Raw genomic sequence first — 20,361 nt, 5'->3', positions numbered from 1 at the left:
GACAGGGTGCCTTGTCCCCGGCGACGCGTCCAGCGGTGCCGGGGGTGTCGTTCAGCGGCCGGTGCGGATCAGGCCCGTCAGGTAGCGCCACAGCGAGGAGCGCTGGCGGGCCGACGGGTCCGGGAGTTCCGGTTCGGCCGACTGGGTCGAGGGGTCGTACGCCAGCCGTTGCTCGGGCAGCGCGGCGAGTTCGTACCGCACGGGCAGGGACCGCAGGCCTCGCATGAACGGCGAGGAGCGCCACGGGAGTTGGTCGACTGGGAGGGCCAGTTCCAGGTTGACGAACCGTTCGAACAGGCGGCCCACTCCGACCGCCGCGACCGTCGAGGCGAGTTCGCGCGCCGGGCACTGGCGCGGGCCGGCACCCCAGGAGAGGTGGGCCCGGGTGCTGACCGTGGTGCTCGGGCACACGTTCTTGGCGAAGAGGGGGTCGGCGTGCGCCGCAGCGGAGGAGACCCACACCGGGTCGCCCGCGCGGATCGTGTAGTTGCCCAGCCGAGTGTCCTTCGCCGCGAAGCGGGGCACGAAGTTGACCAGCGGCGGCTTGCGCATGACCACGCGGTTCATGGTCTCCCTGACCATGCCCGCGGAGAGGCTGGCCCGCACGGTGCCCTCGCCCGAGATGACCTCGACCACCGTGTTGGACACCAGGATGCCGACGTGGTCGGAGGTCATGCCCAGCAGCATGAACAGCTCCCGGGCCAGTTCGTCGACGGAGAGCCCGGGGTGCGCGGCTATCAGGTAGGAGGGGAAGTCGTCGCCGGGTGTCCTGAGCTTCGCCTCCGCCAGTTCGGCCAGCGTCGCCAGCAGCCGCTCCAGGGCGGGCTCCGCGTCCGGGCCCGCGTCCAGCACCCGCCACATGTCCATCAGCGCGTCGTCGCCCTGCGAACCGGGGAAGCCGAGCAGACGGCTGGCCACCATCAGCGGCAGGGGCCGGGAGAACTGGGCGGACAGGTCGGCGAGGCCCGTGCCGCCGCCCTGCCCCATCAAGGTGATCAGTTCGTCGGAGTAGGCGGTGACGGCCCGCTTCAGCGCCCGCGCCTGGGGGTGGCCCGGGTCCTGGAAGGGTTTCAGCGCCACGTCCCACGCGGCCCTCAACGGGCGGTAGCCGGGACCGCCTTGGATCAGCACATGGTTGACCTCGAGGGAAGGCCCGAGCGGCCAGTCCGCCGGCACCCTCCCCTCCGAGCGGGCCCGCCACTTCTCGAGCCCCTTCGGCCAACCGTCGTCGTCCTGGAGGACCTGGAGCGACTCCTGGTAGCCCAGGACCAGCCAGGCGGGCACGCCGAGCAGGTCGACCGGTGCGACCGGGCCGTGCTGTTGCCTCAGCCGTTCGTACACGAGCGAGGGGCGCGTCTCGTAGTCCCTGGTCAGCAGCGGTTCAGGTGTCAGCTCCTCCAGCCGTGTGCCGTCCAGGTCCACGGATCCGCCGTCGGCCCACTGAGAATTCATCGTCTCGCCGCCCCTCCAACACTCCCCGTACCGGCCTACGTTCAGCCGGTAGTTGGAAACGGGGGGACCCTACCTCAGGGGTACGGCGTAGTAACAACGGGGGCGCGACCCGCGTTCACGAATTTACCGCAGGCAATTTCCACGCGGCCCCCGCGAAGCCTTCACTCGGCCTCCACTCCTCCGTCCAAAAGGCGGGCTCAGGCTGCCGTGTAGCCGAGTTGGCGCCGCATGTAGGGGGTCATGAGGGTCTTGGCCTTGGCCAGGGTGGCGGTACGGCCGCCGAGGACCGCGGTCTCGCCGCCGGGCACGGGCACCATGGTCACTCCGTCGGCGGGCCCGAACGGCACGACGAGCGGGGTGCGGTGGACCGGCCGGTAGAGGCGGGGGTGTTTGCGATGCCTGCCCGAACTCTGCAGGTAGGCGCGGATGTTGTGGACGGCGAGGTCCGCCTGGGCGAGCGCGACGGGGGTGATCTTGAGCCTGCTGACGTCGTTCACGTCACCGACGGCGAACACGTCCGGCCGGCCCTCGACGCGGAGCGTCCGGTCGACCTTCACATGCCCGGAGGAGTTCAGCCAGTCGCTGTGTCCCGCCATGCGCAGCCAGAACGTGTTGGGCGTGGTGCCCGTGGCCCAGAAGGAGCGGTCGGCGTCGATGATGTTGCCATGGGTGTCGCGGTAGGTGTTGAAGTCGTTGCCGGGCGACATGAAGGAGTCGAGCCGGACCTCCACACCATGCGCTTCCAGCCAGGCGCGGGCCCTGTTCCCGGCCCGTTCACTGCCCGTTGAGTGCAGCAGCGCCGGCCCGGCGTGGGCGAGGGTGACCCGGGCGTCCGGGCGGGCCAGGCGGATCTCGGCGCTGAGTTCGACGCCCGAGGGTCCGCCACCGACCACGAGGACATGTTCCGCGGCGGCGATGTTCCGCTGGTGCGCGGCGAACGACTGCGCGGCCTCTTCGACGGTGGTGCCGGTGAACCGGGCCGGTTCCGGGTAGTCGGCGCCGGTGGCGATCACGACCACGTCGTACGGCAGGATCTCGCCCGAGGCCAGCGTCACCTGCCGCGCGTCGGTGTCGACGCGGACCGCTTTGCCCACGGCCACCCGGCCGTTGCGCAGCAGCCGGTCGTACGGAATGAACGGCGTGACGGTCCATTCCGGGTGAACTCCGGCGCGCAGGGAGGCAATACGGTGGAAGAAGACCTCCTTGCGGTCCACCAGCGTGACGCGTGCCGTGTCATCCAGTCTTTTCGCCAGCCGTACGCCGGCATAGCCGCCGCCGATCACCACTACGTCGCCGTCTTGCACGCCGGATCTCCTGTGCCTGTGGGGGGAGCGAGCACCGGGCGTGTGGGCGCCATCGGCCACTCGACTGCCGCCGAGCGTAGCGCTTGAAACTTAAAGATCCGATGAACTTCTGTGCGCATTCTGTGAACGAGGCCGCGTTCAGGACACCTACGACCGGATGCGGTCGGGTACGACCGGATACCTGCCCCCGTTGCCCGTTGATTCGGCATAAGTATGGTGATCCCGTGAAGGCACGGTTGTTGCCCCGCGAGCAGAAAGGTTCAACCAGGTGAGCTCCAGGATCCAGCCGACCGCCCAGGTCGACGAAACGGCCACGATCGGCGACGGGACCACGGTCTGGGACCTGGCCCAGATACGGGAGGACGCCCGACTGGGCAGCGGGTGCATCGTCGGCCGGGGAGCGTATGTCGGCCCGGGCGTACGCATCGGCGACAACGTGAAACTCCAGAACTACGCGCTGGTCTACGAACCGGCGGTGCTCGGCGACGGGGTGTTCGTCGGCCCGGCGGCGGTCTTCACCAACGACTACTTCCCCCGCTCGGTCGACCCGGAGGGCCGGCTCAAGCGCGGCGGCGACTGGGAGGCCGTGGCGGTGGTGGTGGCCGAAGGGGCGTCCGTGGGGGCCCGTTCGGTGTGTGTGGCGCCGGTGCGCATCGGCCGCTGGGCGCTCGTCGCGGCGGGCGCCGTGGTGACCCGGGACGTGCCGGACTTCGCACTCGTGGCCGGCGTTCCGGCGCGCCGGATCGGCTGGGTCGGCCGGGCGGGCGTACGACTGACCGAGCGGGAGGGCGAGCCGGGCGGGTGGGAGTGCCCCGAGACGGGCGCGCTGTACGACGAGAAGGACGGCGAACTCGTCGAGCGGGCCTGACGCCCACATCCCACAAAACGCAAATCTTCGAACATCTACAGGCATAACATGTGTGCGAACTATGCAGACACAGCACAATGAGCACACGAACCAGTGCCCAGGGGGGGTTACCGGGTGGACACGCCTGTGCCCAGAGCCAGGAGCGACAACCGCTTCGACGCTTGATGTCTGACGCCTGACGTCCGGCGTCCGGCATCCGCCTTCCACCGTGTGCCCATTCGTGCCGCGGTGATCACCAGTCTGCTCAGAACACAGGACCCACAGGGGGGTTGGTGTGCCCAAACCATGACCATCACACGTATGGCAGCGCTCGGTCATGAGGAACCGACGCTGCTTCCGCTCGCCCAACGGCTGCTGGCCGTCGCCGAGTCGGGGCTGCCGTCGATGCTTCTTCCCGGGGGCGAAGCCTTTGTCTTCACCATGGCCGGGCGACAGGCACCCGACGGTTCCTGGACCCTCGAGCGGCGCGGCACCAGTACCCGGTACGCGGCGATCACCGTGCTGGGCGCCCGGTTCCTGCCCGAGGACCGCCAGCGTGCGGTGCTCGGCGGGCACACGGCCCAGGAGTTCGCGGGTCTGCTGGTCGAGTCGCTGCCCTCGGTGACCAACCTCGGTGACGCGGCGCTCATCGCCTGGGCCGCCGCCGAGACCGACCATCCCAAGCTGTCCGACGCCCTCGCGCGGGTCGACGCCCTCGACGAGGACGGCCGGCCGCAGTACACCGTGGAGGCGGCCTGGGTGCTGTCCGCCCTGGCTGCGGCTCGCCACACGGTCGACGTGGAGAGACGTTTCACCGCGGCTCGCGACCGCCTGCTGCGGGCCCGGATCGGCAACAGCCCGCTCTTCCCGCACGCCACCGCGCCGGGCCTGGTGCCGTGGTTCCGGTCCCATGTGAGCTGCTTCGCCGACCAGACGTACCCGATCCAGGCCCTGGCCCTGGCGCACGCCAGCGGTGAAGGAGCGGGCGATCCGGAGGCGCTGGCGGCATCCGAGGCGTGCGCGGCCCGCATCTGCGAGCTGCAGGGCGACGGCGGCCAGTGGTGGTGGCACTACGACGCCCGCACCGGCGGTGTCGTCGAGGGCTACCCGGTCTACAGCGTGCACCAGCACGCGATGGCACCGACCGCGCTGTTCGACCTGGCCGACGCCGGTGGCAGCGACTTCGGCGCGTCGATCCGCAAGGGCCTGCGCTGGATGACGGACGTGCCCGAACTGGCCGCCGGTCACGAGGAACCGATGATCCTCGACGAGCTCGGCGTCACCTGGCGCAAGGTCTACCGGGGCGACCCGAAGAAGGCCGTACGCGCCGCCCGGGGCCTCGGCACCCGGGTCGCCCCGAGCCTCCGGCTGAAGTCCCTGGACCGGGTGTACCGCCCCCTCTCCGTGGACCGCGAATGCCGGCCGTACGAATTCGGCTGGATGCTCCACGCCTGGCAGGGGGGACGAATATGAGCGGGCGTCAGACCCTGTTCGGGGTCGAACTGGATCCGCTGACCATGGACGAGACCGTCGAGCGCTGCCTCGAAGCGGTCCGTGACGGGCGGCAGTTGGAGATCGGGGTGGTCAACGCCGCGAAGCTGGTGAACATGCGGCGCGACCAGCGCCTCGCGGACGCCGTTTCGGGCTGCGATCTCGTCGTCGCCGACGGACAGGCCGTGGTCTGGGCCGGCCGGGTGCTGCGCGCCCCGCTGCCGGAACGCGTGGCAGGAATCGACCTGTTCCTGCGGCTGCTGGCCGAGGCGGAGTCGGCGGGCATGTCCGTGTACTTCCTCGGTGCCAAGGAGGAGGTGCTGGAGGAGATGCTGCGCCGGGTGGCCGACCGCTTCCCCGGCCTGAAGGTGGCCGGCAGCCGCAACGGCTACTTCGACGACTCCCAGCAGGAAGCCATCGCGGGCGCGATCGCGGAAAGCGGCGCCCAGATGCTGTTCCTCGGCATGACCTCGCCGAAGAAGGAGATCTTCACCGCCGCCTACGGCGAACGCACCGGCGCCCGCGTCGTGCACGGCGTCGGCGGCTCCTTCGACATCCTCGCGGGCATCACCAAGCGGGCCCCCGAGAGCTGGCAGCGGCTGGGAGTCGAGTGGCTCTACCGCGCGCTGCAGGAACCGCGCCGCCTCGGCCGGCGCTACCTCACCACCAATGCTGCCTTCCTCTTCATGACGGCGCGTGAGCTCGTACGGCCCACCCCGTCAACCGCCTCCGCGAACAGGAGTCACTGATGCGCGTCGTCGTGGTCGGACAGGGATACGTCGGCCTGCCGCTGGCCATCCGCGCCGCCGAGGTCGGACACGAGGTGATCGGCTACGACGTCGACGCCCGCCGGGTCAAGACACTGGCCGCCGGTGAGTCCTTCGTCGAGGACGTCTCCTCCGAACGGATCAGAGCGGCTCTGGACAACGGCTCGTACAGACCGAGCGAGTCGGCCCGAGACTGCGGCGGCTTCGACGTCGCCGTGGTGACCGTGCCGACTCCGCTGCACGAGGGGACTCCCGATCTCCGTTACATCAAGGACTCGGCGGTCACCCTCGCCCGGTATCTGCGCCCCGGGGCGACCGTCGTCCTCGAGTCGACGACCTATCCCGGCACCACCCAGGAGCTGTTCGCGCCGATCCTGGAGGACGGCTCGGGCCTGGCCGCGGGCGTCGACTTCCACCTCGGGTACAGCCCTGAGCGGATCGACCCCGGCAACGCCGTCTGGGGCTTCCAGGAGACGCCGAAGGTCGTGTCCGGGGTCAACGAGGCCTCGCTCAAGGCCGTTCAGGACTTCTACGCCGGGCTCGTCGACACCACTGTGCCGGTGAGTTCGCCGAAGGAGGCCGAGCTCGCCAAGCTCCTCGAGAACACCTTCCGGCATGTGAACATCGCGCTGGTCAACGAGATCGCGATGTTCGCGCACCATCTGGACATCGACGTCTGGCAGGCCATCGACGCGGCCTCCACCAAGCCGTTCGGGTTCATGAAGTTCACGCCCGGACCGGGCGTCGGCGGCCACTGCCTGCCGATCGACCCCTCGTACCTGTCCTGGCGGGTGCAGCGCGAACTCGGGCAGAGCTTCCGCTTCGTGGAGCTGGCCAACGACATCAACAACCACATGCCCGAGTACGTGGCGCGCCGCATCAGCGACCTCTTCAACGAGAGACGCCGGTCCGTGAACGGCTCGCGCATCCTGCTGCTGGGCCTGGCGTACAAGAAGAACACCGGCGACGCCCGCGAGTCGCCCGCCCTGCGCATCTCCCAGCTGCTGCTCGACATGGGGGCCCAGGTCAGGGCGGCGGACCCGCACGTGGTCGAGAGTCTGCCGGTGGACAGCCGCCTGGTGCGGGTCGAGCCGACCCAGGAGGAGCTGGCGGCCGCCGATGTGGTGGTCCTGCTCACCGACCACGACAGCTTCGACTACGAACTCGTGGCCGAACACGCTCCCTTCGTCCTCGACTGCCGTCGGCGGCTGTCGTCGGGACCCACGATCGAGGTGCTCTGAACCATGCCGCGAATCGTCTGCGTCGCCGGCGCGCGCCCCAACTACATGAAGATCAAACCGGTGATGGACGCCCTGGAACGCCGGGGCGCCGAGGTGATCCTCGTCCACACCGGCCAGCACTACGACCCGGCCATGAACGACGTGTTCTTCGCCGACCTCGGCATTCGTCCGCCCGACCGCTTCCTCGGGGTCGGGTCGGGCAGCCACGCCGAGCAGACCGGACGGGTGATGACCGCGTTCGAGCCGCTCATCGGCGAGGTGTCCCCGGACATCGTCGTCGTGGTCGGCGACATCAACTCCACCCTGGCCTGCGCCCTGGTCACCGCCAAGGCGGGGCCGCTGCTGGCCCATGTCGAGTCCGGGCTGCGCAGCCGCGACTGGAGCATGCCGGAGGAGGTCAACCGCGTCGCCACCGACCGGGTCAGCGACTATCTGCTGGCCCCCTCCCCCGACGCCGTCGACAACCTGCGCGCGGAGGGCTACCGGGAGGACCAGATCCACCTGGTCGGCAACGTCATGATCGACACGCTGCTGGCCAACCTGGAGCGGGCCAGGGCCTCGGCCGTCCTGGCCGAACACGGCCTGACCAAGGGCGAGTACGGACTCGTCACCCTGCACCGGCCGGCCAACGTGGACGATCCCGAGGTGCTCACCGGGCTGTTGAAGGCCCTGGGGGAGATCGCGGGCCGCCTTCCGCTCGTGCTGCCCGTGCATCCGCGGGCGGCGGAGCGGCTGGCCGCCATCGGGGTGCCGGGCGGCATCCGGCTCGTACCGCCCGCCGGATACTTGGACTTCATCGCCCTGCAGGACTCCGCGCGTGTGGTGCTGACGGACTCCGGCGGCGTCCAGGAGGAGACCACCGCGCTGGGCGTGCCGTGTGTGACGCTGCGGGACAACACCGAGCGGCCGATCACCGTGGAGCAGGGCACCAATGTGCTGGCGGGCCGGGATCCGGCGCGCATCGTGTCCACCGTGAACGGGGTTCTGGACGCTCCGCCGGCGCCGCGCCGGCCCGAACTGTGGGACGGCCGCGCGAGTGAGCGGATCGCCGATGTGCTGCTGGAGGGGGGAACAGCGAGCACCCGGCTCAGACCGACCGACCAGCCGGGAACCGCGGACCGCACATTCCCCATATGATCCGCTTGAAACACATGCTCGTTGAACATTTGGCCGTAAGGGGGGACCGCCATGGATCTCGCTGAGATCTTCCGGGTCACGCGCAGGCGCTGGTACGTCCTGCTGCCCGGGCTGCTGCTGACCGCCGGTCTGGTGGCCGCCGTGGTGATGCTGGTTCCGGTCACCTATCAGTCGCAGAGCACGGTCCAGCTGCTGAACTCCCCGAAGGCCACTGTCGCCTACGGCGGCAACCCGTTCCTCAGCACCCAGACCTCGCTCACCGGCATGGCCGACAGCCTGGCCCGCAACCTCAACTCCGACGACTCCGTCCGGGAGCTCAAGTCCCGTGGTGCCACCGGTACGTTCGAGGCCAAGATCGCGGACAACGCCCAGGGGCCGCTCATGTGGCTGACGGTCACCGGCACCAGCAGGGCCAGGACCCTGGCCTCGGACCGCATTCTGACCGCGTACGCCAAGGACCGCCTCGAGCAGTTCCAGGAGCAGCAGAAGGTCGCGCCGAACGCCATGATCCAGATGATGACGATCGTGGTCCCGCAGCCGCCGGCGGCACAGACCAAGACCCGGCTCGAGTACATGATCATGGCTGGTGGCCTGGGCCTGGTGCTGAGCCTGGTCGCCGTCTTCTACGTGGAGGCGCGCCGCCGGACCCGTCCGGCGGCGGAACCGGAGGAGGCCGCGCCGCCGGTCGAGGTCCCCGAGCCGGCGCCGACGCCGGCGGCCGAGGTCAAGGTCACCGCCGCCCGGTCGGTGACCGAGGAGTCGGTCGCGGAACAGACGATCGCTCTGCGCACCCCGCCCGCCTGGGCGCGGTCCGCCGGGAACAGATCTGCCACGGAGCCGAGAGCGGGGCGGACCACGACGGTCGTGGCACCCGCCGCCGAGCCGCTCGACGAGGAGTCGACTCATGGACAGCGTTCGCACACCGGACAGCGAGACCGCTGAACCGAGCGGCACTCCCGCTCCGCCCGCGCCCGCTTCCCTGGGCACCAAGGTCCGCTCGGCGGCCCGTTGGAGCCTGATCAACACGGTCGTGATGCGGCTGGGCAACTTCGCGACCGGCATCCTGCTGGCGCGCTTCGCCCTCGGACCGGCGGAATGGGGCGTCTACGGCATCTCCCAGACGGTGCTGCTGGTCCTGCTGTCCGCGAACGAGCTGGGCGTGGGCCTGGCCATCGTGCGCTGGGAGGGCGACGCACGGCGGTTCGCGCCGACCGTGCTGACCCTCAGCGCCCTGTCCAGCGGCCTGCTGTACGTGGCGCTGTTCGCGGCGGCGCCCACGGTGGCGGGCCTGCTCGGCTCGCCGGACGCGGCTGGCGTGCTGCGGGTGATGTGCCTGTGCGTGGTGATCGACGGGATCGCACAGGTACCGGCCGGCTTCCTCACCCGGGAGTTCGCCCAGGGCAAGCGGATGGTCATCGACGCGCTCAACTTCGTGGCCAGCACCGCGGTGACGCTGCTGCTGGCCTTCGCGGGCTGGGGCGCGATGAGCTTCGCCTGGGGTGCCGTGGCGGGGAACGTCGTGGCGCTGATCGGCTGCGCCCTGGCGGCGCCGGGCACCCTGAAGTTCGGCTGGGACCCCGACCAGGCCCGGGCGTTGCTCAGGTTCGGGCTGCCGCTGGCGGGGGCGAGCATGCTGGCCCTCGGGGTGGTCAACGTCGACACGATGGTGGTCGGCGCGACGCTGGGCAACGTGGCTCTGGGCTACTACGTCCTCGCCTTCAACATGTCCGGCTGGCCCGTGCGGATCATCTCCGAGGCCGCCCGCCGGGTCTCCTTCGCCGGCTTCTCCCGGCTGGCCGAGACGCCGCAGGCGCTCGCCCAGGGCTTCAGCCGGGCACTGGGCGTGGTGGTCACCGGCACCGTCCCGCTGTGCGTCCTGCTGGCCTGTCTCGCGGAACCGGCCATCGAGACGATCTACGGCAGCCAGTGGGGGCCCGCCGCCTCGGCGCTGCCCTGGCTGATGGTGCTCGGCCTGATCAGGATCGGCAGTGAACTGGCGTACGACTGCCTGGTCGCCATCGGGCAGCGCCGGTCGCTCTTCATGGTGCAGGGCCTGTGGCTGGTGGCCCTGATCCCGGTGCTGCTCGTCGCCGCCCGGACGAACGGCATCGTCGGGGTCTCCCAGGCCCATGTCCTGGTCGCCGGCGGCCTGGTGGTGCCGGTGTTCCTGGTCGCCCTCAGCCGGGGCGGCATCGGGGCCGGCCGGGTCGCCATGGCCTGCGCGTGGCCCTTCTTCGGCGGGGTCGTGATGGCCGCGATCGTCCTCGGCCTGCAGCGCCTGCTCGGCGACGGGCGGCTCGCCCTCCTCGCCATCAGCACGATCGCCCTGGCCGGTTACACGCTGTGCGTCCTGCCCAGCCGCGACTTCCTGCGCGGCGTCGGCCGCGGCGACCGGCCCCATCGCGGCCGGCACCGGTCCTCCGCACCGGTCCGGCCCGCCCAGAAGGACTTGAGGTGACCTGATGTCACGGCGCATCGGCCGCAACTCCCTCGCGGGACTGCTGCTCGCGGTCCTGCTGGCGGTCCTGGGAGTGGCCTGCTCGGGACCGGACCGGTCCACGTCTCAGGGCTGCGCGGACGACGGGCCGACCTGCCGTACGAGCAGGTCGTCGCCGTCGCCGAGTGCCACGCCGTCGGCGACGGTCGGCGAGGCCACGGTCCGCCCCTCCCCCTCGGCGTCCCCGACGGCGACGCCGACCCCGGCGAAGAAGCCCTCCCCGGCCGGGAAGCCGACCCCGCCGAAAGCCACCGGCAGTGCGTCCGCCGCCCCGGCGGCCAGGAGCAAGTGCGCCTCTCCGGGCGACTGCGGCTTCCCGGACGCCGACAGCACCGGTCCGCGCATCGCCCTCAAGCCCCACAACACCGGGTACTGGGCCATCCGTACCGACGGGCTCGTCATCCGGGGCTGGGACATCACCGGCACGCTCGACATCTACGCGAACAACGTCACCGTCATCGACTCCAAGATCACCTCGAACAGCTGGTGGGGCATCAACCTGCGGCCCGGGTACAGCGGTCTGAAGGTCCTGCACTCCACCATCACGGCGGTGCCCGGCAAGGGGCCCGACAACGGCGGCGTGGACTACGCGGTGTCGAACATGGGGGTCAGCTCCATCGAGGTCGGCTGGTGCGACGTGTCGGTGTTCGGCGACGCCCTGTCCATGGGGCAGGGAAACCTGCACGACAACTACGTGCACGACATCGTCCCGTTCATCAACCTGGGCGGTGAGTGGCAGCACACCAACACGGTGATCAGCGGCGGCGGCAACACCGGGCAGCTGATCATCCGCCACAACACCCTGCTCAACGCGACCAGCCTCAAGCAGGGGGCGTCGGGCAGCATCGGCCTGTTCGCGGACACCGGGGTGGTCCGCAACGTCACCGTGGACGACAACTGGATAGCGGGCGGCGCGTACGCCCTCTACGGCGGCAGCACCGGCGCCACCGGGATCAGGGTCACCGACAACATCTTCTCCACCGAGTACCACCCCGCGTCCGGCGGATACGGCGTGGTCGCCCACTGGAACGCGGGCGGCGCCGGAAACGTGTGGAGCAACAACCGGATGTCCGACGGCCGCCTGGTCCAGCCGGAGCCGGCGTCGTGAGCGGCGCCGCGCGCCGGGTCGCACGGGCGCCCTGGTCGCTGCTCAAGGCGTTGTTCGGCTGGCTGGTGCTGTTCGAGGCCAGGAACAAGATTCTGCTGGCGCCCACCGCGGTGCGGTTGCGCCGGCTCGAGGACGCCGAGACCCGACGGCTGGCCGCCTCCCTGCCGTCGCCGCCCACCGCCCTGGTCGCCACGGTGATCGCCACCCACCGACGTCCCGAGGCGCTGCGTGCCGCGGTGCGCTCGGCGCTGGACCAGACCGTTCGCGACCAGGTCGTCATCGTGGTCGACGACGGCGCCGGACTGCCCGAACTCCCCGCCGATCCCAGGCTGTTCGCCGTGTCTCTGGCACACAACACCGGCGTGGCGGGGGTGGTGCGCAATGTGGGCATCCGCCTCAGCGGCTCGCGGTACGTGGCGTTCCTGGACGACGACAACCTGTGGGAACCCGACCATCTGGAACGGGCGTTGGCGGTCCTGGACTCCCCCGGGGGACCCGCCGGCGTCTACACGGCGTTGCGGCGCGTCCTGCCCGACGGAAGCGAACAGGACGTCCTGTCGGTGCCCTTCGACCGGCGCAGGGCGGCCCGCGAGTCCTTCCTCGACACCAACGCCTTCGTCGCCCGCCGCAACAGCTCCCTGCACTTCAGCCGCCTGCGCCGGACACCGGAGGTGATGCCCCGGGAGGACTGGGAGCTGATCCGCCGGTACGGCCGAAGGCACCGGGTCCTTCATGTGCCGTACCCCACGGTCCGGTATCTGATGAACCCGGCCAGCTTCTACACCCAGTGGTGACTGCCGGATGAATCCGGCCGGCCCCGCCAACCGTTGCTCCCCGCTCGTTCCGCTCGTTCCGCTCGTTCCGCTAGTTCCGACTACAGGTGGTTGATCCCATGGCCCGCTCCCGCGCCCTCCGCAACAAGTTCGTCGACGCGCCCGGCTCGCTGGGCGAACGCATGCGCATCGCCCGCTGGGAGCGGTTCCGGCGCTGCTTCCCCGGTATCGAGAACATGAGCGTCGTGGACCTGGGCGGCACGGCCGAGATGTGGCTGCGCGCGCCGGTGCGCGCCAAGCACGTCCACCTGATCAACCTGGCGGAACACCCCGCCGAACTGCCCGACTGGATCACCGCGGAGGTCGCCGACGTCACCGACGAGGCGGTGGCCGCCGAACTGAGCGCCACCGGCGGCTACGACCTGGTGTTCTCCAACTCGACCATCGAGCACGTGGGTGGCCACAGCCAGCGCCGGAAGTTCGTCGCGGCCGTCGAGTCGCTGGCGCCGCTGCACTGGATCCAGACGCCGTACCGCTATTTCCCCGTCGAGCCGCACTTCGTGGCTCCCGGCTTCCAGTTCCTGCCGCTCGCCGCCAGGGCCCGCCTCGTGCGGCGCTGGCCGCTCGTCCACAGCCGTCCCGACAGTCCTGAGTCGGCGATGGACGCGGTGATCAACATCGAGCTGCTGACCCGCACCGAGATGCGCTATCTGTTCCCCGGTTCGGTGCTCCTCAGCGAGCGGGTGCTCGGTGCCCCGAAGTCACTCATAGCCGTCAGAACGGAGCCCGTATGCTGAACAATCTGATCAACAGACATGACGCGGACCGGTTACTGCGCAAGGTACGGCGATTAGAACTCGACCCGGTACTGGCCAAGTTACGGGTGCGTGGCGGTGCGCGAGTCGTTCAGCACTGGTCCCGGGTCGATCCCTCGCTCACCGAATGGTGGGCGATACCGGCGGTCGTCAGACGGTGGAACCTTCTGATGACCGGGGATCCCGAAACTTCCTTTCCCGAGTACGTGGCCGCCGAGCACTTCGCGCCACGCACCGATCTGCGCGGTCTGTCGCTGGGGTGCGGCACCGGCGGAAACGAACTGCTGTGGGCGAAGACCGGCGCGTTCGGCCTGTTGGAGGGCGTGGACGTGGCGCAGGAGCGGATCGACTTCGCCACCCGCGCCGCCGCCGAGCACGGCCTCGCCGATGTCCTGCGCTTCCGGGTCAGTGACGTCAACCGGATGACCAGCGACGGGGAACGCTTCGACGTACTGCTCGGTCTGCAGTCGCTGCACCATTTCGACGACCTCGACGAGACCCTGCCCCGGCTGGCCCAACTGCTCGAGCCCAACGGCACGTTCGTGGTCGACGAGTTCGTCGGCCCGACCCGGTTCCAGTGGACCGACGGCCAGTTGGCGGCGGCGAACGAGCTGCTGGCACAGCTTCCCGAGGAGCGCAGGCGCCTTGCGGACGGCAGGATCAAGCGCCGGGTGGTACGGCCGAGCAGGCTTTCCATGGTGCTGGACGATCCCTCGGAGGCGGTTGACGCGGGGGCGTTGCTGCCGGGCCTGCGGCGTGAGTTCGACGTCGTGGAGGAGCGGCCGTACGGGGGGACGGTGCTGCACATCGCGTTCTCGGGGATCGCGCACAACTTCCTCGACCAGGAGCCGGGGACGCCGGCGCTCCTGGAGCGGTGTTTCGCCGCGGAGGACGCGGTGCTTTCTGATGTGGGGCACGATTTCGTGGCCATGGTGTGCCGGCCCCGCACTGCTGCGGGTTAGGAATTCCGAAGCCGAGTTCCTGTCGTGCGGGACTCGGCTTCGGCTCCGGCCGGGACAGCTGACGGAATGGCGTCCAACGCCGGCCGTCTGTGAGTACCCGTACTCATGCGGCGCGGAATCCCGGATGTCACGATGCCGATCACATACCCGCCGGGCACCGTCCGGCTTTCGAGGCACCGAAGGAGCCGCAGCTCGTGCTCACCGCCATCGCCCGCACCGTGGTCCCCGCTCTCGGCCGGCTGACCGTGACCACCGGTTCGGTCGGCTCCATCGCCCCCGGCAGTGTCGTCGCACCCAACCACACCGCGCTGATCGATCCGGGAGTCGTCCTGACCGCGCTGCGCGGCCTGGGCACCGAGCCCGTCGTTCTCGCCGCCGCCGGACTGTGGAGAGTCCCTGTCCTCGGTCGCTTCCTCACCCGGGAAGGCCACATACCGGTGTATCGAGGGAGCCGTCACGCGGCGGCGGCGCTCGACCTCGCGTCCCAGGCCCTCGCCGCCGGCCGGGTCGTGGTGATCTACCCCGAAGGCCGCATTCCACGGCGCGGGGACTCCGCCGACCGCGCCCCCGAATCCTTTCGAAGCGGCGTCGCCCGCCTCGCGCTCGCCACGGGAGCCCCGGTTGTCCCGCTGGGCCATGCCGGGGCCCGCCGGATCATCTCCGGCAGCGTGCCGAAGCAGATCGGTGGCCTCCTCACCGCGCCGCTGCGCCGCCCGGCCCTGCACGTCCACCTGGCCGACCCCATCCACCTCACCGGCGACCTCTCCACCGCCACCGCGCGCCTGCACACGGCCGTGCGGCACGCCTGGCAGCAAGCGGTGAACCAGCTGGCCTCCCCGACCGCCCCGGCTCACCCCGCCTAGGCATGCGGCGGTCACCTTGCGGTAGCTCAACCTCGTGACCGGACCGGCAGGGAACGCTTTCGCTCGTGTTCTCGCCCCTGTACTTCCGGCGGCGTTCCCGCGCTCCTAGGCCGGGCCCGGCGTCTCGCCCAGGGCGCCCGGGCGGGCCAGGGCGGCTGCCGCCGCTCGGGCGGCCGGGCGGCCCAGGGCCGCACGGGAGGTTTCGCGGAGAAGGACCGCTGTGCGGAAGGCCAGCGTGGCCAGCGGGCCGTGGCGCCGGCTGTACAGGCGGACGCGGTTGAGGGTGAGGAGGGTCCAGAGGTACGGGGAGACCTGAGAGTCGCCTCCCAGGTGTACGGCCTCGGCCGTCGGCTCCAACTGCGTGGCGTAGCCGCGGTCCCGGGCGCGCAGACAGTACTCGGTCTCCTCCGAGTAGAGGAAGAAGGACTCGTCCCACAGGCCGCAGGCCGCCACGCACTCCCCCGAGATGGCCATGAGGGCGCCGGTCGCCCAGTCCGCGCGCGTGGGCCGCCGATACGCGTCGGGGTCGGTGACGAGCTCGCTCAGCCGGGGGAAGCGTCCGGCCCGGGTGTTGCCGATGAGGGCCTCGCCCAGCGCCCGGGTCACACTCGACTCGCGGCGCAGGGAGTGGTGGGGGGTGTCGCTGCCCTCCTCGTAGAGAAGGGGTACGGCGATCCCGACGCCCTCGCCGAGACTGTCGACCAGGCGTTTCGCGCAGCCCTCCCGCATCCGGATGTCGGGGTTGCAGATGAGTGCGGTCCCGTACTCGCCGGCCGCGCCCAGCGCCGCGTTGACGCCGGCCGCGTACCCGGCGTTGCGGCCGGTCTGGACGATCGTGGCGTCGGGGGCCAGGGTCCGCAGGACCTCGACGGTGTCGTCGGCGGAGTCGTTGTCGGCGACGACGAGCCGCCAGTCGAGGCCGGCCATGCCGTCGGGCAGCGCGGCCAGGAAGCCGGGCAGCACCGAGGCACTGTTCCAGGTGACGACGATGACGGCGACGGGGCTCATCGGGACTCCACGAGTTGGGGGAGCTTGGCGTCGGACGGCGTACGGGCAGCCGGGATCGCGGAGGCTGCCGCTGCCGTTGCCCGCTCCTCGGCCGCCTCCTTGCGGATGAAACCGAGGTAACTGCCGCCCGCCCCCAGGGTCAGGAAGAACATCCCCGCGTACATGGGGAAGCTGAGCGCGTCGAACGTGGCGCTGATGACCAGGGCGACCAGCGCCGAGGCGAGGAACGCCTGGCCGAGTTCGCGGTCCGAGTCGGTGCGGGCGAGGCGGCGGATGGCACCGCCGGTGTGGATCCCGGTCACGAACAGGACGAGCAGCGCGACGAGCCCCACCACCCCCATCTCGGCCAGGGTCAGCATGTACTGGTTGTCCGTGAAGAAGTACAGGTCGGGGGTGAAGGTGCCGAATCCGCGTCCGAACCAGGGGTGTTCCTCGAGGTACGGGACGATCGCGCTGTACTTCACGGTGCGCGCCTGGGTGCTGCTGTCGGACCCGGCGAAGAAGGTGGCGAACAGGTTGGTGATGGTGCCGATCAGCCCGGGAATGATCACCTTGAAGCCGGCCACCGAGGTCAGGATGATCCCGATCGCGGCCCAGCGACGCGCCGGCTTCCAGCGGGGCACCATCACGAGGATCACGATGGCCGCGCCGATGATGGACGTCCGGGACACCGTCAGCGGCAGCGCGCCCGCCATGACCGCCACGGGGCCCCAGCGGCGCAGCGCGCCGGCGTGACGGCGTACCGGGTCGAAGGCCTGGTGGACGGCGAAGGGGACCAGGATGGCCAGCATCCCGCCGAATTCCAGCGGGTGGGCCGTGGTGGAGCGCGGCCGGGTGAACGAGCCGCGGTCCATGGCGCTGATCCCGGCGGTGCTCGACTGCAGGCCGGGGATGTGGATGGAGTCGGCGATGTTGGTCGCCGCGAAGAAGTCGTAGTAGCCGATCAGCGCGACCACCGTGCCCAGGACGACGAGCCGCCGCATCAGGGTCTCCAGGCGGCTGCGCTCCTGGATGCCGGCCGACACCAGCACCACCAGCGCCACCCACACCCCGAGCCCGATGAGCCCCCGGTCGGCCCCGAGGATCTCCTCGTGGGAGCTGTCGCGGGTCGCGTCCGCGAGGTACGCCAGCAGTACGGCCGCGGCGAGCACGCACATCGCCACGCGGGGCAGCCGGGTGCCCTCGGCGGGACGGATACGGCCGCCGAGCCAGGTCGCGAGGTACCAGAGAAGTCCCAGCAGGGCGAAGACGTTGGCCGGGGTGCCGACGCCGCCCAGCGCGGGCAGGGTGAGGTTCGACGGGACGAAGAAGGCCAGCACCAGATAGCCGGTGAGGATGGTCGTGGCGTCCAGGCGCCGCACCAGCAGGCCCCTGGGCTCCCGTTCGGGGGGCTGGGCCCGATGGCGTCGGGGAACGTATCCGGCCTGGGCGCGTCCCCGGCGGCGGACCACCGCGACGCCCTCCGCCAGGATGGACAGCAGGAACGCGCTGACCATCCCGACGATGAGGACGGAGGCGATGTTCTGGTACCGGGCCTTCGACTGCGAGACCGGGGTCTGCGGCAGCACGACCGGCGTCGCCTGCACCGAGTACTTCGCCGGGACCTTGGAGGCGGCCTGCAGGGCTTTGAGCTGCTCCCCGGTGAACTCGGTGAGGGTGGTGGTCTCCCGCAGCACCTTCGCCCGGTCGGTGCCGGTGACGCCCAGGGTGAGCAGCGGGCTGTCGGCCTCGGGTGCGAAGCCGACCGTGTACCGGTCGGTGACGCCGCGGGAGTGCAGTTCCTTGGCCGCGTCGCTCGACTGGAGTGTTCTGATCAGTACGTCGGCCGTGACGACCAGCGAACCGCCCGCGTTCGATATGGGGTTGCCGAAGGTCGGGGCCAGATCGGCGACCGCCGTGGAGTCGAGCAGGGTGACGGAACTCTGCGACTCGTAGGACACCGGGATGGTCCGGTACAGATATCCGCCCGCGAAGAGACTGAGCAGGGTGAGGGGCACCATGAAGTACCAACGCCTGCACATGATCGCCCAGATGTCGCCAAGGCTCATGGTTTCTCCCCCCGGCCCGTTGCCGCGTGACCGTGCGTCCGGGCTCCGGCCCAGCATAGGCGTCGTGATCCGGTGGCGATCTGTCCCCGCGCCTGCGAGGATCGGTGCCGACGGAAGGAATCCCCGTGTCGCCCCGTGATGTCGCCGAAGCGCTGCTCCGCCGCTGGTATGTGCTTGTGCTCGCGCTCCTGCTGACAGCCGCCGCGGCCTATCCGGTGCTCCGCCCCGCGCCGCAGTACCTGAGTTCGGCGGTCGTCGTCCTCAAGCCGCCGGTGACGGGCAACCAGCCCAACCAGCTGACGAACCTCCAGCCGCCGCTCGCCACCCTGTCGTACGGGGTCATCCAGCAGCTCGAGTCGCCCGCCGGGCAAAGGGAGTTGGCATCGGCCGGCGTCCACGGCAGGTACCAGCTGATCCCGCGCAACAGCGGTACCAGCGCGACGCCCGCGTATCTGATCCCCTCCTTGCAGGTGCAGGCGCGGGGGGCCGACCCGGTCGGGGCCGACACGACGGTCCGGCGGATCATCGAGGTCTACGCGAAGCATGTGGCGGACGTCCAGGAGGCGCAGGGGATTTCGGCGGGGGCCCGGATCAACGCCTCCGTCCTGGTCGCTCCCAGCGCCGCCCGGATACAGGGCACCAAGAGCCGGGCGGTGGCCGGTACGGCTCTGCTGGGTGCGACCGCCGCGCTGCTGAGCGCGCTGTGGTTCGACCAGTACGCGTTGCGCCGCAGGAACAGGAAGGACGGCTCCCGGGCCCCGCTCGGTGAGGTCGGCGGGATCCCGGTGGCGGGCTGAGCCCGTACCGGGGCGCAGGGCAACAGGGCGCCGGGCGGCCGGTGTTGTCGGGTCGATCGTGAGCATCAGATGCCGCGGCGCTTCCACGACTCCCACCACAGCCACTCCCGCCCGCGTTCGGCCACGGCGGACCACACCAGCGGCTGCAGATACGGCATCGTCTTCGCTCCGATCCGCTGTCTGAGCCGCAGTGCGCGGTACTCGGGCAGTGACTCGTACGCCGGCAGGCACTCCTCGGCGAAGGCCACGAGTTCGTCGACCGGGACGACATCGGTGCGCCCCCGGTCGTAGGCGCGGTAGGCGCGGCGCAGCGCGAAGCGGGCGAGCCGGGTGTGGACCGCGCCGGCCAGTCGGTCGGCCTGGGGCAGCAGGTCGGAGCACTTGGCGAGGACGGAGTCGTAGGCGACGAGGCGCTGGCGGAGGTCGTCGAGCTGGCCGCCGAAGTCGGTGGTGGACATGTTGTTGCCGTGGACGCGGTAGAAGGCCTGGTCGGCCCCGCGTACATGGCCGACGTCGGCGCGGGCGGCGAGCCGCATCCACATCTCGATGTCGCCGGCGTGCGGAAGTTCGGGGTCGTAGCCGCCCACCTCGCGCTGCAGGCTGGTGCGGACGACGACCTCGGGCGAGGTGATGCAGCCGGTGCCCTCGCGGAAGCGGCGCTCGAGCCACCAGTGCCCGGGGTAGACGACCGAACCGGTGCCGCTGGTGCGGGCCTTGGGCAGCGGCCCACCGTGCTGGAAGCGCAGCGGGCGGCCGTAGGCGAAGCCCGCCTCCGGGTGGGCGTCGAGGAGTGCGGCGGCGCGTACCAGTGCGCCGGGGACCAACCGGTCGTCGGCGGAGAGGAGGGCGACGTAGTCGCCGTCGGCCCACTCGAGGAGGCCCTCGTTGTAGGTGGCGATGTGGCCCTTGTTGCTTTCGTGCACGCGGACCTGGATACGCGAGTCGGAGGCGGCGAGCTTGAGCGCGGTCTCCGCCGAGTCGTCGGGCGAGGCGTCGTCGATGATGAGTACGCGGACGTCAACGCCGTCCTGTTCGTCCAGGACGCTGCTCACGCAGTCGGCGAGGAAATGGCCGTACTTGTAGCAGGGGATGACAACACTGACGGTACTCATCGGGGTAAGGCCAATCCCCGGCGGGGGGGGGGGCGGCGGGGGGGGGGGGGGCCCCCCCGGGGGGGGGGGGGGGGGGTTGTTGTTTTTTGGGGTGGGTGTGTGGGTGGTGGACAGACCCCCCCCCCCCCCCCCCGCGGGG

General features: G+C 70.6%; 18 protein-coding genes. 13 read left to right on the top strand and 5 right to left on the bottom strand.

The features are described from left to right. Positions 1–51 precede the first annotated feature (51 nt). Positions 52–1,452, bottom strand: a complete 1,401-nt coding sequence (locus tag ABZ855_RS45395; protein ID WP_360818962.1) for a cytochrome P450 — start codon at positions 1,450–1,452, stop codon at positions 52–54. Positions 1,453–1,649: 197 nt separating this feature from the next. After that, complete coding sequence (locus ABZ855_RS45390; protein ID WP_360818959.1) at positions 1,650–2,756, bottom strand: FAD-dependent oxidoreductase; 1,107 nt, start codon at positions 2,754–2,756, stop codon at positions 1,650–1,652. Between the two features lie 268 nt (positions 2,757–3,024). Here ABZ855_RS45390 and ABZ855_RS45385 point away from each other — a divergent pair, with 268 nt between their 5' ends. The 12 genes from ABZ855_RS45385 (at position 3,025) to ABZ855_RS45330 (ending at position 15,257) form a co-directional block, all read left to right on the top strand. Then, positions 3,025–3,624, top strand: a complete 600-nt coding sequence (locus ABZ855_RS45385) for an acyltransferase (protein WP_319203163.1) — start codon at positions 3,025–3,027, stop codon at positions 3,622–3,624. A 285-nt stretch (positions 3,625–3,909) separates the two neighbouring features. Next, positions 3,910–5,076, top strand: a complete 1,167-nt coding sequence (locus ABZ855_RS45380) for a hypothetical protein (RefSeq protein WP_360818955.1) — start codon at positions 3,910–3,912, stop codon at positions 5,074–5,076. Then, a complete protein-coding gene (locus ABZ855_RS45375) occupies positions 5,073–5,843 on the top strand; it encodes a WecB/TagA/CpsF family glycosyltransferase (RefSeq protein WP_360818952.1) in 771 nt (256 codons plus the stop codon). The genes ABZ855_RS45380 and ABZ855_RS45375 overlap by 4 nt, the downstream gene beginning before the upstream one ends. Next, positions 5,843–7,102, top strand: a complete 1,260-nt coding sequence (locus tag ABZ855_RS45370; protein WP_360818949.1) for a nucleotide sugar dehydrogenase — start codon at positions 5,843–5,845, stop codon at positions 7,100–7,102. The genes ABZ855_RS45375 and ABZ855_RS45370 overlap by 1 nt, the downstream gene beginning before the upstream one ends. A gap of 3 nt (positions 7,103–7,105) precedes the next feature. Continuing rightward, positions 7,106–8,239: a UDP-N-acetylglucosamine 2-epimerase (non-hydrolyzing) gene (gene wecB / locus ABZ855_RS45365; RefSeq protein WP_360818946.1), complete on the top strand. Its 1,134-nt coding sequence runs from the start codon at positions 7,106–7,108 to the stop codon at positions 8,237–8,239. 51 nt (positions 8,240–8,290) lie between these two features. Then, on the top strand, positions 8,291–9,181 hold the full coding sequence (locus tag ABZ855_RS45360; RefSeq protein ID WP_360818943.1) for a chain length determinant protein: 891 nt from the start codon (positions 8,291–8,293) through the stop codon (positions 9,179–9,181). After that, on the top strand, positions 9,144–10,697 hold the full coding sequence (locus ABZ855_RS45355; protein ID WP_360818940.1) for a lipopolysaccharide biosynthesis protein: 1,554 nt from the start codon (positions 9,144–9,146) through the stop codon (positions 10,695–10,697). The genes ABZ855_RS45360 and ABZ855_RS45355 overlap by 38 nt, the downstream gene beginning before the upstream one ends. 4 nt (positions 10,698–10,701) lie before the next feature. Further along, positions 10,702–11,844 carry a hypothetical protein gene (locus tag ABZ855_RS45350; protein ID WP_360818937.1) on the top strand — a complete coding sequence of 381 codons (1,143 nt, stop codon included), beginning with the start codon at positions 10,702–10,704 and terminating at the stop codon, positions 11,842–11,844. Beyond that, positions 11,841–12,638, top strand: coding sequence for a glycosyltransferase family A protein (locus ABZ855_RS45345; protein ID WP_360818934.1), 798 nt, complete (start codon positions 11,841–11,843; stop codon positions 12,636–12,638). The genes ABZ855_RS45350 and ABZ855_RS45345 overlap by 4 nt, the downstream gene beginning before the upstream one ends. Positions 12,639–12,736: 98 nt before the next feature. Continuing rightward, on the top strand, positions 12,737–13,414 hold the full coding sequence (locus tag ABZ855_RS45340) for a class I SAM-dependent methyltransferase (protein ID WP_319203182.1): 678 nt from the start codon (positions 12,737–12,739) through the stop codon (positions 13,412–13,414). Beyond that, positions 13,408–14,394 (top strand): class I SAM-dependent methyltransferase, encoded by a 987-nt coding sequence (locus ABZ855_RS45335; RefSeq protein ID WP_360818931.1) that lies wholly within the window; start codon positions 13,408–13,410, stop codon positions 14,392–14,394. Before ABZ855_RS45340 ends, ABZ855_RS45335 begins: the two co-directional genes overlap by 7 nt. A gap of 194 nt (positions 14,395–14,588) precedes the next feature. After that, positions 14,589–15,257, top strand: coding sequence for a lysophospholipid acyltransferase family protein (locus tag ABZ855_RS45330; RefSeq protein WP_360818928.1), 669 nt, complete (start codon positions 14,589–14,591; stop codon positions 15,255–15,257). 105 nt (positions 15,258–15,362) lie between these two features. On the opposite strand, the gene ABZ855_RS45325 is transcribed toward ABZ855_RS45330, so the two are convergent. Both ABZ855_RS45325 and ABZ855_RS45320 read right to left on the bottom strand, forming a co-directional pair. Beyond that, positions 15,363–16,265 carry a glycosyltransferase family 2 protein gene (locus tag ABZ855_RS45325; RefSeq protein WP_360818925.1) on the bottom strand — a complete coding sequence of 301 codons (903 nt, stop codon included), beginning with the start codon at positions 16,263–16,265 and terminating at the stop codon, positions 15,363–15,365. Further along, entirely contained in the window at positions 16,262–18,313 is a 2,052-nt protein-coding gene (locus tag ABZ855_RS45320) for an O-antigen ligase family protein (RefSeq protein ID WP_360818922.1), read from the bottom strand. Before ABZ855_RS45320 ends, ABZ855_RS45325 begins: the two co-directional genes overlap by 4 nt. Before the next feature lie 125 nt (positions 18,314–18,438). Here ABZ855_RS45320 and ABZ855_RS45315 point away from each other — a divergent pair, with 125 nt between their 5' ends. Continuing rightward, a complete protein-coding gene (locus ABZ855_RS45315; protein WP_360818919.1) occupies positions 18,439–19,110 on the top strand; it encodes a hypothetical protein in 672 nt (223 codons plus the stop codon). Positions 19,111–19,175: 65 nt separating this feature from the next. On the opposite strand, the gene ABZ855_RS45310 is transcribed toward ABZ855_RS45315, so the two are convergent. Beyond that, complete coding sequence (locus ABZ855_RS45310) at positions 19,176–20,222, bottom strand: glycosyltransferase (protein ID WP_360818916.1); 1,047 nt, start codon at positions 20,220–20,222, stop codon at positions 19,176–19,178. Positions 20,223–20,361 lie beyond the last annotated feature (139 nt).

Source organism: Streptomyces sp. NPDC047042 (assembly GCF_040644035.1).
GTDB lineage: Bacteria > Actinomycetota > Actinomycetes > Streptomycetales > Streptomycetaceae > Streptomyces.
The sequence above is the reverse complement of the archived record's forward strand: the minus strand, read 5'-3'. Positions and strand labels throughout refer to the sequence as shown.